The following is a 19,902-nucleotide window of genomic DNA, read 5'->3' as shown; positions in this document are numbered from 1 at the left end:
TCAGATGTGAGTGCTTTTTATGCGATTCGCGGTGTGATTTTCATCACCTTTTTTATAGAAAAAGGCGCTTGTTGTCAGGACAACCTGAAAACTGTGATGGCACTCAACTAAAAAAGATGTCGTACCAATTAAAGTTGCATCAGTGACATGTATGACATTTAAACGCCTTGTTAATAACAACAAGGTGATATCAATCCCCCCAACTGCAGAGGTTTGTTCACAATGACATTAAAACTGAAAACACTGGCAGCAAGTCTGTTACTGGCAGCACCGATGGCGATGGTCTCATTCTCCTCCCTGGCGGTTGAACGCGTCACCCTGAAACTGGCGCATAACCTGGATAACTCGCATGTCGTGCACAAGGCACTGGCAGAAATGGCCAAGGAAATCGACACTGCGTCCGAAGGCAAAATGAAGCTGCGTATCTACCCGGGCGGTCAGATGGGCGGTCCGCGCGAAACGCTGGAAATGCTGCAGAATGGCGCACTGGACATGACCAAGGCCAGTGCCAGTGAAATGGAGCCTTTCGCACCGGCTTATTCGATCTTCAGTCTGCCGTATCTGTTTAAAAACGATAAACATTTCACCAACGTGCTGTATGGCCAGGTGGGTCAGGAAATGATGCAGGAAACCCGGGACAAAGGGTTTATCTCCCTGGCATCGTATGTGGCCGGTACCCGCAGCTTCTATGCCAATAAAGCCATCCATACCCCGGCGGATATGAAGGGCCTGAAAATCCGTGTTGTTGCGACGCCAACCACCATCAAGCTGATCGAACTGCTGGGCGCGGCGCCGGCGCCGATCCCGTTTGGTGAGGTGTATACCGCGCTGCAACAGGGCGTGATTGATGGCGCAGAAAACAACGAACCTTCGTATGTGCAGACCCGTCATGTCGAAGTGGCCAAGTTCTATGCAGAAGATCAGCACACAGCCGTACCGGACTACTTGGTAGTCTCGACCAAGGTCTGGGATGCGCTCTCTGATGAACAGCGCAACATTATTACGACCGCAGCGAAACACTCTGAAGAGTATGAGCAGAAGCTATGGGCGGATGAAGTCGCTGCCTCCCGCAAAAAAGCGCAGGAAAACGGTGCCACCTTCATTCAGGTCGATAAAGAGGCCTTCCGCAATGTGCTGACACCACTGTATGACGATTTCAAAAATGACCCGCAACGGGCTGAATGGCTGAAGAAAATTGAAGCTGTTTCAGATCAGTAAGTAACAGAAATACCTTGCATTGGCGGAACGGTGAAAGCGGTTCCGCCAGGGAGAAATGTAATGCGGTTACAAAAATTCAAAACACCAATCGATCGTTTTATTGCCACCTTTTCCATTCTGGTAATGATCGGACTGGTCATCTGTGTGGTCTGGCAGGTCTTCAGCCGCTATGTCCTGGGTGCGCCCAGCACTATGACTGACGAGATTGCCCGTTTCAGCATGATCTGGGTCGGGCTGCTGGGCGCCGCATATGGTGTTGGTGCTCAAAGTCATCTGAGTATTGATCTGTTCACGATGAATCTGACTGGTAAAAAGAAACTGATTAATCAGATATTTATCAATGTCTGTGTGCTGGTGTTTACTGCCGGCGCGCTGGTCTGGGGCGGTGGCGTACTGGTGGCCAAGGTATACAGCACTGGTCAGGTTTCTCCGGCCATGCAGCTTCCAATGGCCTATGTCTACGGCGTCTTGCCGCTAAGTGGTCTGATCATGAGTTATTACAGCCTGCTGTTCATATTGGAAGCAGTGCTCGATTTTTTTACCCTTCCGGCGGCAGCCATTAACGTTTCTGAGGAGAAAGCATGATGGACTGGACACTCTCTATAGTCATGTTCGGCTCTTTTTTTGCGCTGGTTTTCATGGGCGTACCGATCTCTTTTTCTATCGGACTGGCGACGCTGGCGGCTGGTTGCATGATGCTGCCGCTGGAAACGACGCTGGCCGTTATCGGACAGAAAGTGGCAACCGGGCTGGACAGCTTCTCACTGCTGGCGATCCCCTTCTTTATCTTTGCCGGTGTGCTGATGAACTGCGGCGGGATAGCGCAAAGATTGATCCGATTTTCTCAGGTTCTGGTTGGCCGCATGCCCGGCTCACTGGGCCATGTCAATGTCATGGCGAACATGATGTTTGGTTCTATCTCCGGTTCGGCGGTGGCTGCGGCGGCTGCGGTGGGCGGTACCATGTCACCGATGCAGAAAAAAGCCGGTTATGATCCGGCATATTCTGCTGCGATTAACGTGACTTCCTGTATCACTGGTCTGCTGATTCCGCCGTCGAATGTCCTGATCATTTATGCACTGACCGCCGGCGGGATCTCGGTGGCCACCCTGTTTATGGCCGGTTATGTCCCGGGCATCCTGATGGGGCTGAGTATCATGGTGGTGGGGGCTATCATTGCCAAACGTCGTGGTTATCCGGTGGCTGAACGTCCGACGCTGGCGATTGCACTGAAGGCATTCTGGGATGCGTTCCCAAGCCTGCTGCTGGTGGTCGTGGTCATGGGCGGTATTCTGGGCGGCATCTTCACGGCGACAGAAGCTTCCGCGATTGCCGTGGTGTATACCTTTGTGCTGTCGGTACTGATCTACCGGGAAGTCAAATTCAAAGACCTGCCGAAAATCATCCTGGACTCGGTGATCACCACGTCTATCGTGCTGTTGCTGATTGGGATTTCCGTTGGCATGTCCTGGGCAATGACCAATGCGGACATCCCGTACACGATCAGTGATGCACTGATGAGTGTATCTGAGAATCCGATCGTTATTCTGCTGATTATTAACATTATTTTGTTGATTGTCGGGGTGTTCATGGATATGACGCCAGCGGTGCTGATTTTTACCCCGATCTTCCTGCCGATTGCGACCAATCTGGGCATGGATCCGGTACATTTCGGGATCATGATGGTATTCAACCTCTGTATCGGTCTGTGTACCCCGCCAGTAGGCAGCGCACTGTTTGTCGGCTGCTCCGTGTCTGGTGTAAGACTGCAGGCGCTGATCAAACCGATGCTGCCATTCTTTGCCGCTCTGCTGGTCACCCTGCTGGCGGTCACTTACATACCGTCACTGAGTCTGTTTTTACCCGGTCTGTTTGGTATGCACTGATCTGCGATCGAAAGCGGTATTCAGAATTCGGGAAACCGTTGTCTGGATGATCTAAAATTGGTATAACAAATCATGCCTTGTATCATACAAGGCATGATTTGCCATATAGACTGGCAGTAAATGAGGTGGTTATGGATTTGTATGAGTCAAAACGGCTCTATCAGAAAGTTGCTGCAGAACTGAAAAAGCGAATTGCAGACCACGAATATGCGGTCGGAGACCGTTTGCCCGCCGAGCGGCTAATTGCGGAAGAGATGAATGTCAGCCGCACCGTCGTGCGCGAAGCCATCATCATGCTGGAAGTGGAAGGTCTGGTCGATGTCCGCAAAGGTTCCGGTATTCATGTGGTTGGTACCGAAGTCCGGTATCAGCAGGCCTTGCCCGAATCGGCGGATGATGACGAATTTCTGACTGCGGGGCCGTTTGAGCTGCTGCAGGCCCGGCAATTGCTGGAAAGCAATATTGCCGAATTTGCGGCCACGCAGGTGACCAAGCAGGACATTCTGGCGTTGCAGGCGATTCAGGAAACGGCACAGAAAGAAGATCGCGCCCGCGATTCGCAGTGGGACAAGGAGTTCCATATTCAGGTTGCCAAGGCTACCCAGAATTCGGTGCTGGTTACCCTGGTGGAGAAGCTCTGGCAGCATCGCGAACAGAACCCGTACTGGCGCAAGTTACACGAACATATTGATGATCGGGCGATGGAGAGCTGGTGTGAAGACCACGAGCAGATCCTGAAAGCGCTGATGCGCAAGGATCCGAAAGCCGCCAAGCTGGCGATGTGGCAACATCTGGAAAACACCAAACAGATGCTGTTTCAGGCTACCACCATCGATGACGATCTGGTGGATGATCGCTATCTGTTTTCGGAAAATCCGGTGGTGCATCTGATCCGGGCCTGATTTCCCGGCAGTAACCCAAAAATAAGCCTCCGCAAGGGAGGCTTATTGCTATCCGGGTCAGAACCGGGCTTAGTCTTTCTTCGCCAGCAGGAATTTGACCAGCGCGATATACTCTTCGGTGCTCTTGATACCTTCGGTTTTCACCAGATATTTACCGTTCACCACTGTCGCCGGGACACCGCGGATATTCATGCTGCCGGTGTTGCGATCATACTGGGCGACCATGCCGGTGACAGCGAAACTGTCGATGGCACCGTCAAAGTCCTTGCCATCCACGCCGGCCTGTTCGAACAGCGCACGGACATCAGCACGGTTTTGCGGCGGGTTACGTTCTGCCTGGATGCGGTTGAAGAGAACCGGTGTCACTTTATCTTCCACTTTCAGCAGATCAGCCACTGCATAAGCGCGTTGCAGTTCGGGCCCCATCTCTTTACCCAGGAAGGCCACAGGGGTACGTTTGAATGCCACATCCTCAGGCAGCTGTTTTTTCAGCTCAGCCATGATGGGCTCAAACTGATAGCAGTGCGGGCAATAATAAGAGAAGAATTCCATTACTTCCGGTTTCGGGGTATTCGTCTGACGAATCACCTCGTAGTTGACGTTTTCTTTAAATTGCGGGGCAGCCTGTAAGAAAGGCGCGATTAACAGACCAGCTAACAACACAAAAACTTTTTTCATAATGGGTTCCGTATCAGAGTGGAGTGACAACACCGCAGTGTTGTGCATCAAGACTATTCACTCTGTTTCCGTTCGTCAATTGCGATCGGATATTGTGTTAGCCGGACGGTTACCCGTGGCTTGTGTGAGGCAGATCACTCTATATACAAGCCGGTTTGCAAATTGCGAAAAAATGCCTATATTGGCTCCATCTGGAGCGATGTGTCGTTGCAGAGCATACCCAGCCAGGACAACGGCGGGAGCATAAGCTGTAGAAAGCAGCGGGATAAGTGTATCAGGCGATTGAGCTTGCTTCGGCAAGCTCAAGTCGTTTCCGGCGTCTGAAAAAGGGTGCTGTTACCGGACGTGTTAATTGACGGCCGGTGCGGATTTCGCGAAGGTCAGCAGGGAGTCTTGCACCTCGTCGGCCAGCGCCTGGGCTTCGGCGGTGACCGCTTTCCCGGTCCGGACCAGAATTTTGTGACCGACCCCGGCTGCGCGGGCGGCCTGCATATCGGCCGCTTTATCGCCGACCATGTAGGAAGCGGCCAGATCGATATCCAGCTCGCGGGCGGCATCCAGTAGCATCCCCGGTGCCGGTTTACGGCAGTTACACTCCTGGCGGTACGGCGCCTCGCCGGCTGTCGGGTGATGTGGACAATAGTAGATACCATCGAGATCGACATCGCGATCGGCCAGCGACCAGTCCATCCATTCGGTCAGTTGCATGAACTGCTCTTCGCTGTAGTAACCGCGGGCAATCCCTGACTGATTCGTTACGACAACCAGGCTGTAACCTTTCTTCTTCAGGAGCTGCAGCGCTTCAATCGCACCGTCAATAAAATGAAAGTCATCGATGCAGGATACATAGCCTGTGTCCTGGTTGATGACACCGTCCCGATCCAGAAAAACCGCAATTTTTGCCACAATCTGTCCTCATTCATTATGCTGCTGTCTATTGTAGGGGATTTCTACCGGTTTCGCTGCAGTGTCATCCCTCGTGGATCGGATACCGCCGGTAAAACCGGCTACAATCCCGGAACAGCACCCTTCATACACAGGCTCAGGACATCTTATGGCTCATCTGTTGGCGGAACATGGCGCCCGTTTACTGCGTCGCGGCGAGCGCCGGTTGTTATTGCTGACCGGCAGCGAGGCGGCGTGTCAGCAGAATGCTGCGGCATTATGGATACGTGACGGCCTGTGGCTGGGGGCCGGTCCGGAGATGGTGACTCCGCAAGCCATGCAGCAGACGATGCCGTGGCTGGGACAGGAGTACCCGCTGGTGGTGCTGAACGCCTTTTCCGGGCTGTCGCCGGATCTGCTGGGCGCCGTGGGAGGCACGGTCCGCGCGGGCGGATTACTGGTGCTGCTGATGCCGCCGCTGGCGGACTGGACGCAATTCCCCGATCCGGATTACCGGCGCTATGTGTCGCAGCCGGAAGAGATGAACCGCTGTTATCCGCATTTTCTGCAGCGCCTGCAGCGGCTGTTGCTGCAGGATGAGGCCGTCTGGCACTGGGCGCTGCCGGGCGCTATGCCCGCCTTCCCGTTACCGGACTTACCACAGACTGACTGGCAGATGCTGCCGGATGCGTCGGGTTGTCTGGGCGCGGAACAACACCGGATCTGTGAAGCGGTCCAGGACTGTGCCCTGGCACCCCGCCGCTATCCGCTGGTGATCATGGCCGACCGCGGCCGCGGCAAATCAGCGGCCTTGGGCCTGGCGGCACGACGCCTGTTGGCGCAGGGAAAGCGCATCATCGTGACCGCGCCCTCGCAGCAGTCGGTACGCACCCTGATGCAGTTTGCCGGTCAGCATGAGCATCTGTGTTTTTTCAGCCCGGAAGCACTGCTGGAACAACCGGTGGCGGGTGATTTACTGCTGATTGACGAGGCGGCGGCCATTCCGGCGGCATTACTGCGCCGGTTGCAGCAGCACTATCAGCGTGTGGTGTATGCCACCACCATTCACGGCTATGAAGGCTCTGGTCACGGCTTTGAACTGCGGATGTGCCGCTGGCTGGCCCGGCAGTGGCCGTCGTGGCAACAGTACACGTTAAAAAAGCCGCTGCGCTGGGCGGAACAGGATCCGCTGGAGACATTGCTGGCGCGCATTTTATTGCTGGATGCCGATGCCTGTGCGCCGCCGGCAAGGGTTCCCGGCGGGTACTTGCAGGCCATCACCTCCGCTCAACTACTGCAGGATGAAGCGTTATTGCGTCAGATATTCGGTTTGCTTGTGCTGGCGCATTATCAGACCTCGCCGACCGATTTGCGGTTGCTGCTGGATTGTCCGGATATCGAGATCTGGCTGTGGCGCGATGAGGCAGCCATTTACGGTGTCGCCTTGCTGATGCGCGAAGGGCCGATCGCTGCGGCACTGGCAGAACAGATCTGGGCCGGGCGGCGGCGACCGCGTGGACAGCTATTACCGCAGACGTTGCTGGCGCACTGCGGTTACCGGGAGGCCGCAGCGTACCGCTATCTGCGGGTGATGCGCATCGCGGTGCATCCGCTGTGTCAGCAACAGGGTTTAGGCAGCCAGTTCATCGCCGCGCTGACGGAACACTATCGTGCGCACGCCGATTTTCTCGGCTGTTCGTTTGCAGCGACGCCGGAGCTGCTGCAGTTCTGGTGCCGGCAGGGCTGGCAGGCGGTACGGCTGGGGCTCAGCAAGGATGTGGCGACCGGTTGTCATGCCGCGGTCCTGCTGACTGCGTTGCGGCCTGAATTACAGGCTCAGCTTCGGGAATGGCAGCAACTGTTTTTGCAGCAATTGCCGGTGTGGCTGGCCCATTCGCTGCAGGATCTGCCTGCCGACATGATTCTGTCGCTGTTGCAGCCACAGCCGATTCTGCCGTTAACGGAGCAGGAAAAAAACGATCTGCTGGCTTTTACCGATCATCATCGTTCGCCGGATCATTGCTGGCCGGCAATCAGCAGGGCGTTGCAGGTGTATGCCGGGACGTTAAAGCACATGCCTGCTGAACAGGCGGCCTTGCTTATACAACGTTTCTGGCAGGGGAAAAGCTGGAGCTGGCTGGCCACACATCATCGGTTGACGGGGCAGAAAGCGGTGGTGCAGCAGTTAAGAATGGCGGTAAAAAAACTGCTCTTTCCGGCAGGGTCATACGGGTCACCTGATTTGACGGAAAGAGCAGAAAAATAGAGGCGCAGAAAACGGTTTACAGCTTATTTCTGTTTATCCAGGAAAGCTTTGGTGGCATTCAGCTGGGCTTCTTCATAAGCCACATGGGCTTTCATCATGTCGATAAATTTGGCTTTTACGGTCGGATCCTTGATGTCATCCAACCGGGCCTGCAGTTGTTCGGTATCGTGCATCCGCATCATGCCGTGACGGCCACCATCCCGGCCCATCATCTTGCCCTGACGCATCATGCCAGGACCAGCGCCATCCGGGCCACCGAACGGACAAGGCTGTACCACCGGCGTAGTCGGAGCCGCAGCGCTGGCTGCTTCTGTCGCTGCCCAGCCGGCCAGAGGTAAACTGCTCATCAGGGCCAGGGTCAGCAGAGCTTGTTTGCGTGTGAACATGATATTTCTCCTCTCTCGCATCAAATTGCTTTTGCACTATCATTACAGACCATAAATGTTGCAATGCTGTGCCAGAAACCGGCTTTTTTGTAACAGACTTTGCCAGATTAGCCCGCTGACATAATTTGTCATACATTCCTTACGCAACTTTATATACTGACAGTACGCGCTACCGGGGAACCCTGCATGAACCAGACTTTGCCTCATATTCTGGTGGTTGATGACCACGCTGATATCCGTGATTTGCTGAAACGTTTTCTGGAGCAGCATGGCTTCAGGGTGACCTGTGCCCGTGATGGCAAGGAGATGAAACGTCTGCTGGAAAATGGCCATTTCACCCTGCTGGTGCTCGATCTGATGCTGCCGGGTGAGGATGGTCTGACGTTGTGCCGCGATCTACGGGCCAAGTCTTCGTTACCGGTAGTGATGCTGACCGCGATGGGCGAAGAGATGGACCGGATCATCGGCCTGGAAATGGGCGCGGATGATTATCTGGCGAAACCGTTTAATCCGCGGGAACTGCTGGCCCGCATCCGGGCGGTGTTACGACGCGCCAATCTGATGCCGGAGACGCAGGAGGAACTGCCGGAACGGCTGCATTTCGATCACTGGCAACTGGATCTGGCGCGGCGCGAACTGGTGGATGAGCACGGCGTTTCCATCAGTCTCTCCACAGCGGAGTTCGATCTGCTGAAGGTGTTTCTGGAACGTCCCAAACGGGTGCTGAGCCGGGACCAGTTGCTCGATCTGGCCAGAGGCCGGGAAGCGCAGGCGTTTGACCGCGCGATTGATACCCTGGTCAGCCGGTTGCGGCGCAAGCTCGAAATTGATCCGAAAAAACCCGAACTGATCAAAACCGTCTGGGGCGGTGGCTATATGTTCAGCGCCGAGGTCCGGCATGACAGCTGAACCGCTTTCGTTCTGGCGGCGCTGGTTGCCGCAGAGTATTACCGCGCAGATTTTATTACTGGCCCTGGCCGGACTGATTCTGGCCCAGGTGCTGGGGCTGCAGATTTACCGCCATGAGCGGGACGAGGCGCTCGGGCTGGTGAACAGCCGCAATGCCATGATCCGGCTGTCCTCGGTGGTACGTCTGCTGAGTAGTTCGCCGGTCCAGCTGCATGAGGAAATTCTGCGTGCCAGCCGCAGCGAAACGCTGATGATGCGTATTCAGGATGTACCGCTCTCACCCAGTGAACACAATGCGCAGTATGAAACCATTTTCCGGCATCTGCTGGATTATCCGAATAATCTCAGTATTCAGATTAGTGCCGAGCGGGTCAGCAATCTGCCGCCACCCACCATGTTCCAGCAAATGCACCAGCAAAGCCCGGACAAGCAGGGGCGGTCGCGGAATAACATGCCACCACCCTTATGGCAGCGGGATGTCCGCATGTACGGTGCGATTGAACTGGTCGATGGTCGCTGGCTGAACTTCAGCTCGCTGGCCGATCGGGAGCCGCCGACCTGGTCACCCAGTTCGCTGCTGAGCCTGTTGCTGGTGGCATTGCTGATCGGTGCCGTGCTATTCGTGTTGTTGCGCCGGACCACGCGGCCGCTGAAACTGCTGGCCCGGCAAGCCGAACAGTTTGGACGGGGGGACGCCATTCCACCGCTGAATGAGACCGGGCCGCTGGAAGTGGCGGAAACGCTGGCCGCATTTAATCGTATGCAATTGCGGCTCAACCGATTTGTGCAGGACCGGACCCAGATGCTGGCCGCCATCTCCCACGATCTGCGCACGCCGTTAACCAGTCTGCGGCTGCGCTGCGAATTTCTGCCGGAAGGGGATGATCGCGACCGCATGCTGCAGACGCTGAGCCAGATGGAGGGGATGCTGCATGCCACCTTAAGTTTTGCCCGGGATGATCACCAGGGCGAAACCAGCCGCCCGGTCGATCTGGTCAGTCTGCTACACAGCCTGTGTGATGATTATGAAGACAATGGCCAGCCGGTGCTCTGCCATGCCGAAGGCAAACGTGTTTATCAGTGCCGGCCGGATGTGCTGCGGCGGGTGCTGCAGAATCTGATTAACAACGCACTGAAATATGCCGGTGATGCCGAAGTGTCGCTGGAAGAGACCGCCGAGTCACTGTTGATCCGCGTGCGCGACCATGGCGCGGGGATCCCGGAAGAACAACTGGACAACGTCTTCAAACCTTTCTACCGGCTGGACAGCGCCCGCAATACCGAAGATGGCAGTGTCGGCCTAGGGCTGGCGATTGCCCGGACGCTGATTCATCAGCACGGTGGTGAGCTGCGGCTGAGCAACGCGCCGGATGGTGGTTTACTGGCCGAAATTCAGCTGCCGGTCTGAGCTGACGGGGAAACCTGCTTGGTTTCCCCCGGTGAACACCGTATAGTCTTCAGGTTTTCCTGACAGGACTAAAAAGAACATGTTTCAAGATAACCCGCTACTGGCGCAGCTCAAACAGCAGCTTCGCGATAATCTGCCGAAAAAAGAAGGGGTGGTTCGCGCCTCCGATCGTGGTTTCGGCTTTCTGGAAACCGATCACCGCGGTGAAAGCTACTTCATTGCACCACAGCAGATGAAGCGAGTGATGCACGGCGACCGTATTGTTGCCGTGATCCGTGCCGAGAATGGCAAAGAACAGGCAGAACCGGAATCGCTGGTCACGCCGTTCCTGACCCGCTTTGTGGCGCGCATCAAGGTGATCAAGGATCGCCTGTTTGTGGTGCCGGACCATCCGGTACTGAAAGAGACCATCAAGGCCCGCCCGAAAAAAGGGCTGGATGAAAAACAGTTCAAGGAAGGCGACTGGGTCATCGCCAATCTGAAGCGTCATGCGCTGGGCGAAGAAGGCAATGGCCACTTTGCCGAAATCACCGAATACGTCACGCATAATAACGATCCGGAAGCACCGTGGTGGGTGGTTCTGCGCCGGCACGATTTACCGCGCGCCGCTCCGGAAATCGAACAGGAATGGCAGTTACAGGAAGAGGGGCTGACCCGCGAGGATCTGACCACGCTGCCATTCGTTACCATCGACGGCGAATCCACCAAAGACATGGATGACGCCCTGTATGTGGAAACCACCGCTGACGGCTGGAAACTGCTGGTTGCGATTGCTGATCCGACTGCGTATTTTGAGCAGGGCAGCGAGCTGGATAAAGAAGCGGCCAAACGCGCCTTCACCGTTTACCTGCCGGGCCGCAATATTCCGATGATCCCGCGTCACCTGAGTGACGAGCTGTGCTCGCTGCTGGAAGGTGAAGAGCGGCCGGCGCTGTGCTGTGAAATGTTCATCACCGCCGACGGTGCCTTGCAGCCAAATCCACGTTTCTTTGCCGCGACCATCCGTTCCCAGGGCCGCCTGATTTACGATCAGGTCTCTGATCTGCTGGAAAACGGCAGTGCCGAAGGCTTCGAGCCGGCGCCGGTGGTGGCTGAACAGATCGCGCTGCTGCATGCGGCTACCTCTGCGCGTCAGGCGTGGCGGAAAGAACACGCCATCCTGTTCAAGGATCGTCCGGACTACGATTTCGAACTGAACGAAGCCGGTGAAGTGGTGGCCATTCATGCCTCGTTCCGCCGCAGTGCGAACAAGATCGTGGAAGAAGCGATGATTGCCGCGAACCAGTGCGCCGGCGACTTCCTCGCGCAGCAGCCGGGTTACGGTATTTTTAACGTTCATGCCGGTCTGGATGTCGAAAAGTTCAAAGGTGCGCAGGAGTTGCTGCAGCAGCATGAGGCGCCGCTCAGCGATGAATCGCTGTTCACGCTAGACGGGTTCTGCAAACTGCGTCACTGGCTGGATGCGCAGCCAACCAGCTATCTGGACAACCGTATCCGTCGCTTCCAGACCTATTCGCTGATGTCGGCTGAACCGGGCGCACATTTTGGTCTGGGTCTGAGTCATTATGCCACCTGGACGTCACCGATCCGTAAATACGGTGACATGATCAACCACCGCATTCTGAAGGCCATCATCAGCCAGCAGCCGGCCCCGGCCTGTCCGGATGCCGCCCTGACCGAGGCGCTGAGTCTGGCGCGTCGCAGCAACCGCATGGCAGAGCGCGATATCGGTGACTGGTTATATAGCCGTTTCCTGGCGCCGGCAGTGGTTTCGCAGCAAGTATTTGATGCGGAAATCATGGATGTGATGCGCAGTGGCATCAAGGTGCGTCTGCTGGAAAATGGCGCGGTGTGCTTTATTCCGGGCAGCCTGATCCTGAAAGACCGCAAGCGTTTCGTCTGCAATCATGACGAAGGCCGGGCCTATCTCGACGGTGAAGTGTATTACGAGCTGGGTCAGACCATTCAGGTCAAACTGGAAGATGCGATCGAAGCAACCCGTACGCTGGTGGCGATCCCGACCGAGTTGCCGTCGGCTGCCGCACCGGTGACCAAAGAGGCGCTGGCTGAATCAGAACATGAACTGATTGACGAGCTGCTGACGGAACCGGAAGAAACCGCACCGGAAGAAGACGAGGCGTAAGCCAGTCGCGGACAGTAAAAATGCAAAAGGAGGCGAAAGCCTCCTTTTTTATTATCAGGACCGGATGAGCCGGTATTCCTCAGTGGTGCGCGTTATTGGCCTTTTTGGCCTCGATTTCCGCTTTCTTTCTCTGTGCCGCTTCATAGATTTCACCGCGCAGCTCCAGCATGCGGAAGAAACCGAACAGCAGCAATTCAATGTAGTCCCGCGGGCTCAGCTTGATCAGATCCTTGGCGACCAGGGTCATGATGGCGGCCTGAATGGCATGCACCATCAGCACCAGCACGGCAAACACCGGGATCAGGGTGTGAATTCTGCCTTCCAACGGATGCAGAAAGGTGAAATAGACGCTGCCCAGCCAGAACCCCATCACGATCAGTTTGGCCAGCAACAAAAAAAATCCTTTCATGACGATGGTTTCTCCCGTAAATAGAGCTGATAACAGACTTGTCCCGCCTGTTTGTCTTTTAATAATTGCCAGTTTGGCGGAATGGCCGGCGCCTCGCCGTCCCGTTCCCGTTCCAGATAAATCAGGGCTCTGTCTGCCAGCCAGCCCTGCTGTTCCAGCAGCGGGATCACCTGCGACAGCAGATTTTTACGAAAGGGCGGATCCAGAAACACCAGTTCAAACGGTTCATGGCACCCGGCCTGTAATACCTGCAGCGCATCCCGGCAGATCACCTGTGCCTGCGTACATTGCAGCGTATTCAGATTCGTCTGCAGCTGTCGCGCGGCTTTTGGCTCCTGCTCTATCATCATGACATAACTGGCGAAACGGGAGAGTGCTTCAAATCCCAAACTGCCACTTCCGGCGAAAACATCCAGACAACGACTATCCCGCACTTCGGTGGCCAGCCAGTTAAACACGGTTTCCTTGACCCGGTCCGTGGTCGGACGCAGCCCTTCCACATCGTGTACCGGTAGTTTGCGTCCGCGCCACTGGCCACTGATCAGACGGATGGTGCCAGTCCGGCCGGCAGAAGGAGTGGAACGGGAAGAGGAAGTTTTGCTGCGTGCCATGGGGTTTCTTCATCAAAAGCAGGAAAAGGTGGTAGTATGACGCCCAGTTTATGTACCGTCATCCCTATCGAAGGCGGCATTCTAGCAGTCTATGCAGCAAGTGAGTAATCGTTAATGGCAAAAGGACTTTTCTCCTGGTTCAGCCGGGGATCAAAAGATAAAGCAACGCCGGAAGAAACCCCGAAAACAACGCCGGAAGCCGAAGTATCCGCCCCGCTGCCGCCAGCGGAAGAATCCTCGTCTGCCGTAACGGAACTGGCCGCGCCGGAAGTGGTTACGGAAACAGTCGCGCCGGTTGTTGCAGCGCCCGCGGCCATTGAGCCGGAAACCGTCGTCACCGCACCGGTAGTCACCGAGGCTGAACCGTTGGTCGCCGAAGCGGAAATGGTGATCGCGGAAGAGACTGAACCTGAGGTCGTATCTGTAGCAGAAGAAGTACTGGTGCAAGAACCTGAGCCGATCGCGGAGTATCAGGAAGAGACACAGGAAAAACCAAAACGGGCCGGACTGTTCAGCCGTCTGGTCAAGGGGCTGATGCGCACCCGCGAATCGATCGGTGCCGGTTTCATGGCGCTGTTCCGCGGCAAAAAACTCGATGACGACCTGTTTGAGGAACTGGAAACCCAGTTGCTGACCGCCGATCTGGGTGTGGAAACCACCCAGCGCATCATGCAGAGCCTGACCAAACAGGCCAAACTGCACCAGCTGAAAGACGCCGAAGCCTTGTATGACCTGCTGAAGCAGGAAATGGCCGCTATTTTGCAGCCGGTCAGCCAGCCTCTGCCAATCGACAGCAGCAAAACACCGTTTGTCATTCTGATGGTCGGCGTCAACGGTGTGGGCAAGACCACCACCATCGGCAAACTGGCCAAGCTGTTCCAGGCACAGGGTAAATCGGTGATGCTGGCGGCGGGGGATACCTTCCGTGCCGCCGCAGTAGAACAGCTGCAGGTATGGGGACAGCGCAACCAGATCCCGGTGATTGCGCAGCATACCGGTGCCGACTCGGCGTCGGTGATATTCGATGCCATTCAGGCTGCCAAATCCCGCGGTATTGATATTCTGATTGCCGATACCGCCGGTCGTCTGCAGAACAAGAATCATCTGATGGAAGAGCTGAAGAAAATCGTCCGCGTGATGAAGAAGCATGACGAGAGCGCGCCGCATGAAGTAATGCTGACACTGGATGCCAGCACCGGCCAGAACGCCATCAGTCAGGCCAAACTGTTCGGTGAAGCGGTGGGCGTGAGCGGTATTGCCCTGACCAAACTGGACGGTACCGCCAAAGGCGGCGTGATTTTTGCCATTGCCAATCAGTTCGGCATTCCGATCCGTTATATCGGTGTCGGTGAAGCGATCGAAGATCTGCGCCAGTTCGAGGCGAATGATTTTATCGAGGCGCTGTTCAGCGGAGAACAACACTAAACCATGATCCAGTTTGACCATGTCAGTAAGGTGTACAGTGGTGGTCATATGGCGCTGCAGAAGGTCAGTTTTCATCTGCACGCCGGTGAGATGGCCTTTCTGACCGGTCATTCCGGTGCCGGCAAAAGTACCCTGCTGAAACTCATCAGTATCCAGGAACGGCCATCCGATGGCCGTATTCTGTTTAACCGTCGCGACCTGTCGCAAATCACCAAGGCCGAAGTGCCGTTTATCCGTCGTCAGGTGGGGATGATTTTCCAGGATCACCGCCTGCTGCTCGATCGTTCCGTGTTCGACAATGTCGCCCTGCCGCTGCAGATTGCCGGTGCGTCGCCGCTGGAAATCCAGAAACGGGTCATGGCGGCACTGGACAAAGTCCGTCTGCACAAGAAGGCGCAGCATTTCCCGATGATGCTGTCCGGTGGCGAACAGCAGCGGGTCGGTATTGCCCGCGCCATCGTGAATATGCCGCCACTGCTGCTGGCGGATGAGCCGACCGGTAACCTGGATGCCAGCCTGGCACATGAAATCATGCAACTGTTCCGTGAACTGAATGCGCTGGGCGTCGCCGTGCTGGTGGCCAGTCATGATCAGAAACTGATTGAGGAAAGCGGTCAGCGCAAGCTGGTACTGCAGCAGGGACGGTTAGTGGAAGATACGGGAGCGGAACATGGCGCGTAAAGCAACCTCTCATGTGCAGCCATCGCCGGGGCAGGGCAGTCGCTTTTCGTTGTGGGTATACATCCATCTGCAACAGTTGCGGCAGACCATGCGCGAGATCTGGCATACCCCGCTGACGTCGCTGATGACGATCGGGGTGATTGGGGTCAGCCTGGCCCTGCCAGCGGCACTGATGGTGATTCTGAAAAATGCGGAGAGTGTGACGGCGCAGTGGCAAAGCGGCACCCAAATCACGCTCTATCTGCAAAAAGGTACCACGGAAGCAGAATTACAGGCCTTGCAGGATCGCATCCGGCAGAACAGACAGGTCGAATCGGTGCGCTATATCTCGCCGGAACAGGGCATGAGCGAGTTCAAGGCACTCTCCGGTTTCTCGGAGGCGCAGGCTTACCTGTCCGATAATCCGCTGCCACCGGTGCTGGAAGTCAAACCGTGGCAGGCCTTCCGTAGCCCGCAAGAGAGCGAACAGTTGCTGCAGAGCCTGAAACAGGAGAGTGCGGTACAGCAGGCGAAGCTGGATATCCAGTGGGTGACCCGGCTGAACGGTATTATTGCGCTGGCGCGTCAGCTGGTGCATGTCTTCGGTGGTTTTCTGGTGATCGGTTTGTTACTCACCGTGGCGAACACGCTGCGGTTGTATATCTTCAGCCGCCGGGCCGAAATCGAAGTGATGAAGCTGGTCGGCGCGACCGATGGCTTTATCCAGCGGCCGTTCCTCTATCTGGGCTTCTGGTACGGCGTGGTGGGCGGCCTGCTGGCCTGGTGGCTGTCCGAGGTGCTGTTGCTGCTCAGCGAAGAGGCAGTGACCTATCTGGCGGAACTGTATGACAGCAGCTTCCGGCTGACGGGGCTGGGCTCTGCAGATGGCGGTCTGCTGATCTTGCTCGGCGTGTCGCTCAGCATGGGGGCGGCCTGGTTTTCCGTACACAAACACCTGAGCGAAATCGAGCCGCAATAAATTTAAAAAAAATCGAAAAAGTTACGAACTTTTGCGCATTGCGGTTGTCTGATTATTTGAGGGTTAATTCTGTTGGGAAAGTTATCTTTCTCCTTTGGCTTGGTGATGATGTATTTTTGATACTTGGTATATCGGAAACATGCTCAGATTTCGGGGAGTCTTTAAGTCTCCCCTTTTTTATGCCCGAAAATTATTAACAAGCGTGACAAGATATGCAAAACTTGATGCGGAACAGCTTTAAATGTCCCGGACGCTTGCGGGATGTGTTATCAAAGCATTCTTTGAATGAAGCATTCGATTTTAAGGTAAAAGAGGTATTCGATGAGTACTGATCTTCAGCGCAATTTGGTTCTGGTTCCCCAGGGAAGCCTGGAGGGCTACATTCAGGCAGTCAACAGCATTCCGATGCTGACTGCGGAAAAAGAACGGGAACTGGCTGAACAGTTACAGAACCACGGTGATCTGGAAGCTGCCCGTCAGCTGGTTATGTCACACCTGCGGTTTGTGGTACACATCGCGCGCACTTATTCTGGCTACGGATTGCCACAGGCTGACCTGATCCAGGAAGGTAACATCGGTCTGATGAAGGCGGTAAAACGTTTCGATCCATCAGTCGGTGTGCGTCTGGTCTCCTTTGCTGTGCACTGGATCAAGGCCGAAATACACGAATATGTGCTGCGCAACTGGCGAATGGTTAAAGTCGCCACCACCAAAGCGCAACGTAAGCTATTCTTTAATCTGCGCAAGACCAAAAAACGCCTTGGCTGGTTTAGTCATGACGAAGTGCGTGCGGTCGCGGATGAACTGGGTGTGTCACCGGAAGATGTCACCGAAATGGAAGCCCGGATGAGTGGTCAGGATCACTCCTTTGATGGCTGGGATGACGATGACAGTGAAAACAGTTTTGCACCGGCACAGTATCTGGAGGACAAATCGTCCGATCTGGCCGCAGTGTATGAAAACGACAACTGGGACCACCATGCCGAACACCGTCTGAGCTATGCGTTGCAGGGGCTGGACGAACGTAGTCAGCAAATCATCCGGGCCCGCTGGCTGGATGAGGACAACAAGCAGACACTGCAGGAACTGGCAGATCGTTACGGCGTATCGGCTGAGCGTGTCCGTCAGCTGGAAAAGAATGCACTGAAGAAGCTCAGGGATGTGCTCGAGGCATGATGCCTGACTGAACCACGAAAGGTCTCTTTAGCGAGGCCTTTTTTTTGGCTGGAAAAGGAGGAAGAAGCGTGAAACTGCTGAAGCAATTGTTTGAACAGAATCGCCAGTGGGCAGAGCAGATCAAGGCGGAAGACCCCCGGTTTTTTGAAAAACTGGCGTCACAGCAGGCGCCGGAATATTTATGGATTGGCTGTTCTGACAGCCGGGTGCCGGCGAATGAACTGCTGGGACTGTTACCAGGTGATGTCTTTGTGCACCGTAACGTCGCCAACCTGGTGATTCATACCGATTTCAACTGTCTGTCGGTGATTCAGTACGCCATTGAGGTCCTCAAGGTCAAACATGTCATCGTTTGTGGTCACTATCACTGTGGCGGCGTCATTGCGGCCATGGGCAACAAGGAATATGGCCTGATCGATAACTGGCTGCGCAATATCAAGGATATCTACTACAAGTATCTGCCGCAGATGGACGAGATCGATGATGAACACGAACGGCAGGATTACATGTGCGAACTGAATGTGCTGGAGCAGGTCGCCAACGTTTGCTATACCTCGATTGTGCAGAATGCCTGGCGGCGTGGACAATCGCTGGCGGTACATGGCTGGATCTATGATGTCAAAGACGGGCTGCTGCGCGATCTGGATATCACGGTGGATGGGCTGGAGCAGATCCCGGAGGTCTACCGTTCTTCCTGCCAGAAGGTGTCTTCACTCCATCAGCACAAATAGCCTCAGACCTGCTGCCCCGGGCGCATGATGGGCAGCAGCGGTATGCCGGGCGTGTGGCTTACAGTTTCTGCTGTACGTCGGTGGCCGCTTCTTTCACCTTCTCGCCACCACGCTGGATATCCTCTCCCATCCCATGAATGGTATTACAGGCGCTGAGCAAGAACGCGGCAAACAAGAAGCCTGCTATCGTTTTCATAAGTTTTCCTCTTTAATGCAATACGATAAATATAATTCAGTACACGGTCTGAACGGTGAAAAAATTTATTATAACGTGATGATTGTTAACATAGCTGCCTGCCGGATAAGCCGCATAGGGGGATGGGATGAAAAAGACAAACCACTATCTGTCGGAACAATTCATCACGGAATGGCTGAGCCCCGATGTCGGCTTCGTATTCCGCTCGGGTCAGGTGCTGGATGATTTTTCCAGCCAGTACCAGCATATTGAAGTCATGGAGACGGCGGCGTTTGGCCGCGTGTTCCGTCTGGACGGGTATCTGATGACCTCCGAGGCGGACGAGTGGTTCTATCATGAAAATCTGAACCATATTCCGGCGATCACCCATCCCGATCCCCGTACAGCCCTGATTATCGGTGGTGGTGACGGCGGTTCGGCCCGGCAACTGCTGAAATATCCCGGTATGGAGAGAGTCGTGGTCTGCGAGCTGGATGCCGGGGTAGTGGCGATCGCGGAAGAGTATTTCGAAAAAGTCCATCAGGGCGCATTTCATGATCCGCGGCTGGAGCTGGTGATTGCGGATGGACTGCATTATGTGGCGCAATGCCAGCAGCCGTTTGATCTGATTGTGCTTGATCTCACCGACCCGCAGGGCTATGCCGAACCTCTCTATGGTCGGGAATTTTTTACCGAGTGCGCCCGGCTGATTGGCGACCACGGCTTGCTGTCATTGCATGTCGGATCACCACAATTTCATCCGGAGCGCTGCCGGCATCTGTTTTCCGAGTTAAAGGCCGTGTTCCGGGTAGTCAGACCGGTGCTGATCCCCATTACGTTGTATGGCGGCTTCTGGGCGATGGCTTGCGCCAGCCAGTTGCGGGATCCGAAACGGCTGGATGCGGATATGGTGGAGCAGCGTCTGCAGCAGCGCGGGATCGCCGGGCTTCATTATTACAACGGTGATACCCACCAGGCCGCGCTGGCCGTACCCAATTTTGTCCGTGAATTGCTGTCGTGAGCAGACGGCGCCGGCTCGCCACCGGCGCAGCTGT

At 55.5% G+C, this 19,902-nt stretch carries 19 protein-coding genes and 1 pseudogene; 14 read left to right on the top strand and 6 right to left on the bottom strand.

The genetic code is table 11. From position 1 onward, the window contains the following. Positions 1-222 precede the first annotated feature (222 nt). The 4 genes from HNR75_RS11865 to exuR all read left to right on the top strand — a co-directional run bounded on the left by HNR75_RS11865 (position 223) and on the right by exuR (position 4,006). The gene (locus HNR75_RS11865) at positions 223-1,218 is read left to right on the top strand and encodes a TRAP transporter substrate-binding protein (protein WP_188027200.1); all 996 of its coding nucleotides are present in this window, start codon (positions 223-225) and stop codon (positions 1,216-1,218) included. Positions 1,219-1,278: 60 nt separating this feature from the next. Beyond that, on the top strand, positions 1,279-1,803 hold the full coding sequence (locus HNR75_RS11860; RefSeq protein ID WP_188027199.1) for a TRAP transporter small permease: 525 nt from the start codon (positions 1,279-1,281) through the stop codon (positions 1,801-1,803). Further along, the gene (locus HNR75_RS11855; RefSeq protein WP_343043279.1) at positions 1,800-3,104 is read left to right on the top strand and encodes a TRAP transporter large permease; all 1,305 of its coding nucleotides are present in this window, start codon (positions 1,800-1,802) and stop codon (positions 3,102-3,104) included. The genes HNR75_RS11860 and HNR75_RS11855 overlap by 4 nt, the downstream gene beginning before the upstream one ends. Positions 3,105-3,235: 131 nt before the next feature. Next, positions 3,236-4,006 (top strand): transcriptional regulator ExuR, encoded by a 771-nt coding sequence (gene exuR, locus HNR75_RS11850; protein ID WP_188027198.1) that lies wholly within the window; start codon positions 3,236-3,238, stop codon positions 4,004-4,006. A gap of 69 nt (positions 4,007-4,075) precedes the next feature. On the opposite strand, the gene HNR75_RS11845 is transcribed toward exuR, so the two are convergent. Next, the gene (locus HNR75_RS11845) at positions 4,076-4,684 is read right to left on the bottom strand and encodes a thiol:disulfide interchange protein DsbA/DsbL (RefSeq protein WP_188027197.1); all 609 of its coding nucleotides are present in this window, start codon (positions 4,682-4,684) and stop codon (positions 4,076-4,078) included. Between the two features lie 348 nt (positions 4,685-5,032). Continuing rightward, a complete protein-coding gene (gmhB, locus tag HNR75_RS11840; RefSeq protein ID WP_188027196.1) occupies positions 5,033-5,590 on the bottom strand; it encodes a D-glycero-beta-D-manno-heptose 1,7-bisphosphate 7-phosphatase in 558 nt (185 codons plus the stop codon). A 148-nt stretch (positions 5,591-5,738) separates the two neighbouring features. Between gmhB and HNR75_RS11835 the strand changes: the two genes are divergently transcribed. Beyond that, positions 5,739-7,835 (top strand): tRNA(Met) cytidine acetyltransferase TmcA, encoded by a 2,097-nt coding sequence (locus HNR75_RS11835; protein ID WP_188027195.1) that lies wholly within the window; start codon positions 5,739-5,741, stop codon positions 7,833-7,835. A 23-nt stretch (positions 7,836-7,858) separates the two neighbouring features. Here HNR75_RS11835 and HNR75_RS11830 read toward each other — a convergent pair whose 3' ends face one another. Beyond that, positions 7,859-8,221 carry a hypothetical protein gene (locus HNR75_RS11830; protein WP_188027194.1) on the bottom strand — a complete coding sequence of 121 codons (363 nt, stop codon included), beginning with the start codon at positions 8,219-8,221 and terminating at the stop codon, positions 7,859-7,861. A gap of 186 nt (positions 8,222-8,407) precedes the next feature. Between HNR75_RS11830 and HNR75_RS11825 the strand changes: the two genes are divergently transcribed. From HNR75_RS11825 to HNR75_RS11815, 3 genes are all read left to right on the top strand, one after another. After that, positions 8,408-9,130 (top strand): response regulator, encoded by a 723-nt coding sequence (locus tag HNR75_RS11825; RefSeq protein ID WP_188027193.1) that lies wholly within the window; start codon positions 8,408-8,410, stop codon positions 9,128-9,130. After that, a complete protein-coding gene (locus HNR75_RS11820) occupies positions 9,120-10,538 on the top strand; it encodes an ATP-binding protein (RefSeq protein WP_188027192.1) in 1,419 nt (472 codons plus the stop codon). The genes HNR75_RS11825 and HNR75_RS11820 overlap by 11 nt, the downstream gene beginning before the upstream one ends. 79 nt (positions 10,539-10,617) lie before the next feature. Then, a complete protein-coding gene (locus tag HNR75_RS11815; protein ID WP_188027191.1) occupies positions 10,618-12,681 on the top strand; it encodes an exoribonuclease II in 2,064 nt (687 codons plus the stop codon). A 79-nt stretch (positions 12,682-12,760) separates the two neighbouring features. Here HNR75_RS11815 and HNR75_RS11810 read toward each other — a convergent pair whose 3' ends face one another. Both HNR75_RS11810 and rsmD read right to left on the bottom strand, forming a co-directional pair. Then, a complete protein-coding gene (locus tag HNR75_RS11810) occupies positions 12,761-13,090 on the bottom strand; it encodes a DUF1145 domain-containing protein (RefSeq protein WP_188027190.1) in 330 nt (109 codons plus the stop codon). After that, complete coding sequence (gene rsmD, locus HNR75_RS11805; protein ID WP_188027189.1) at positions 13,087-13,701, bottom strand: 16S rRNA (guanine(966)-N(2))-methyltransferase RsmD; 615 nt, start codon at positions 13,699-13,701, stop codon at positions 13,087-13,089. The genes HNR75_RS11810 and rsmD overlap by 4 nt, the downstream gene beginning before the upstream one ends. A gap of 480 nt (positions 13,702-14,181) precedes the next feature. Here rsmD and ftsY point away from each other — a divergent pair. The 5 genes and pseudogenes from ftsY to can all read left to right on the top strand — a co-directional run. After that, a pseudogene (gene ftsY / locus HNR75_RS11800) lies at positions 14,182-15,126 on the top strand (signal recognition particle-docking protein FtsY); the annotation flags it as partial. Between the two features lie 3 nt (positions 15,127-15,129). Further along, positions 15,130-15,807, top strand: coding sequence for a cell division ATP-binding protein FtsE (ftsE, locus tag HNR75_RS11795; RefSeq protein ID WP_188027187.1), 678 nt, complete (start codon positions 15,130-15,132; stop codon positions 15,805-15,807). After that, on the top strand, positions 15,797-16,765 hold the full coding sequence (ftsX, locus tag HNR75_RS11790) for a permease-like cell division protein FtsX (RefSeq protein WP_188027186.1): 969 nt from the start codon (positions 15,797-15,799) through the stop codon (positions 16,763-16,765). Before ftsE ends, ftsX begins: the two co-directional genes overlap by 11 nt. A gap of 321 nt (positions 16,766-17,086) precedes the next feature. After that, positions 17,087-17,941: an RNA polymerase sigma factor RpoH gene (gene rpoH / locus HNR75_RS11785; protein WP_188027185.1), complete on the top strand. Its 855-nt coding sequence runs from the start codon at positions 17,087-17,089 to the stop codon at positions 17,939-17,941. 68 nt (positions 17,942-18,009) lie between these two features. Further along, entirely contained in the window at positions 18,010-18,672 is a 663-nt protein-coding gene (can, locus tag HNR75_RS11780; protein WP_188027184.1) for a carbonate dehydratase, read from the top strand. A gap of 58 nt (positions 18,673-18,730) precedes the next feature. On the opposite strand, the gene HNR75_RS11775 is transcribed toward can, so the two are convergent. After that, positions 18,731-18,868 (bottom strand): entericidin A/B family lipoprotein, encoded by a 138-nt coding sequence (locus HNR75_RS11775; protein WP_188027183.1) that lies wholly within the window; start codon positions 18,866-18,868, stop codon positions 18,731-18,733. A gap of 127 nt (positions 18,869-18,995) precedes the next feature. Between HNR75_RS11775 and speE the strand changes: the two genes are divergently transcribed. Then, on the top strand, positions 18,996-19,868 hold the full coding sequence (gene speE, locus HNR75_RS11770; protein ID WP_188027182.1) for a polyamine aminopropyltransferase: 873 nt from the start codon (positions 18,996-18,998) through the stop codon (positions 19,866-19,868). The last annotated feature ends 34 nt before the right edge of the window (positions 19,869-19,902 follow it).

The sequence above is a fragment of the Tolumonas osonensis genome (genome assembly GCF_014202415.1).
Lineage (GTDB): Bacteria > Pseudomonadota > Gammaproteobacteria > Enterobacterales > Aeromonadaceae > Tolumonas > Tolumonas osonensis.
This window is presented reverse-complemented; position numbering and strand designations above follow the sequence as displayed.

What these genes read in the sequence shown, in the direction of transcription:
- HNR75_RS11810 (WP_188027190.1), bottom strand. Translation starts at nt 13,090, where the DNA reads ATGAAAGGATTTTTTTTGTTGCTGGCCAAACTGATCGTGATGGGGTTC.
- ftsX (WP_188027186.1), top strand. Translation starts at nt 15,797, where the DNA reads ATGGCGCGTAAAGCAACCTCTCATGTGCAGCCATCGCCGGGGCAGGGC.
- HNR75_RS11830 (WP_188027194.1), bottom strand. Translation starts at nt 8,221, where the DNA reads ATGTTCACACGCAAACAAGCTCTGCTGACCCTGGCCCTGATGAGCAGT.
- HNR75_RS11835 (WP_188027195.1), top strand. Translation starts at nt 5,739, where the DNA reads ATGGCTCATCTGTTGGCGGAACATGGCGCCCGTTTACTGCGTCGCGGC.
- HNR75_RS11775 (WP_188027183.1), bottom strand. Translation starts at nt 18,868, where the DNA reads ATGAAAACGATAGCAGGCTTCTTGTTTGCCGCGTTCTTGCTCAGCGCC.
- rsmD (WP_188027189.1), bottom strand. Translation starts at nt 13,701, where the DNA reads ATGGCACGCAGCAAAACTTCCTCTTCCCGTTCCACTCCTTCTGCCGGC.
- HNR75_RS11825 (WP_188027193.1), top strand. Translation starts at nt 8,408, where the DNA reads ATGAACCAGACTTTGCCTCATATTCTGGTGGTTGATGACCACGCTGAT.
- HNR75_RS11845 (WP_188027197.1), bottom strand. Translation starts at nt 4,684, where the DNA reads ATGAAAAAAGTTTTTGTGTTGTTAGCTGGTCTGTTAATCGCGCCTTTC.
- rpoH (WP_188027185.1), top strand. Translation starts at nt 17,087, where the DNA reads ATGAGTACTGATCTTCAGCGCAATTTGGTTCTGGTTCCCCAGGGAAGC.
- exuR (WP_188027198.1), top strand. Translation starts at nt 3,236, where the DNA reads ATGGATTTGTATGAGTCAAAACGGCTCTATCAGAAAGTTGCTGCAGAA.
- HNR75_RS11860 (WP_188027199.1), top strand. Translation starts at nt 1,279, where the DNA reads ATGCGGTTACAAAAATTCAAAACACCAATCGATCGTTTTATTGCCACC.
- HNR75_RS11815 (WP_188027191.1), top strand. Translation starts at nt 10,618, where the DNA reads ATGTTTCAAGATAACCCGCTACTGGCGCAGCTCAAACAGCAGCTTCGC.
- HNR75_RS11855 (WP_343043279.1), top strand. Translation starts at nt 1,800, where the DNA reads ATGATGGACTGGACACTCTCTATAGTCATGTTCGGCTCTTTTTTTGCG.
- HNR75_RS11820 (WP_188027192.1), top strand. Translation starts at nt 9,120, where the DNA reads ATGACAGCTGAACCGCTTTCGTTCTGGCGGCGCTGGTTGCCGCAGAGT.
- speE (WP_188027182.1), top strand. Translation starts at nt 18,996, where the DNA reads ATGAAAAAGACAAACCACTATCTGTCGGAACAATTCATCACGGAATGG.
- ftsE (WP_188027187.1), top strand. Translation starts at nt 15,130, where the DNA reads ATGATCCAGTTTGACCATGTCAGTAAGGTGTACAGTGGTGGTCATATG.
- HNR75_RS11865 (WP_188027200.1), top strand. Translation starts at nt 223, where the DNA reads ATGACATTAAAACTGAAAACACTGGCAGCAAGTCTGTTACTGGCAGCA.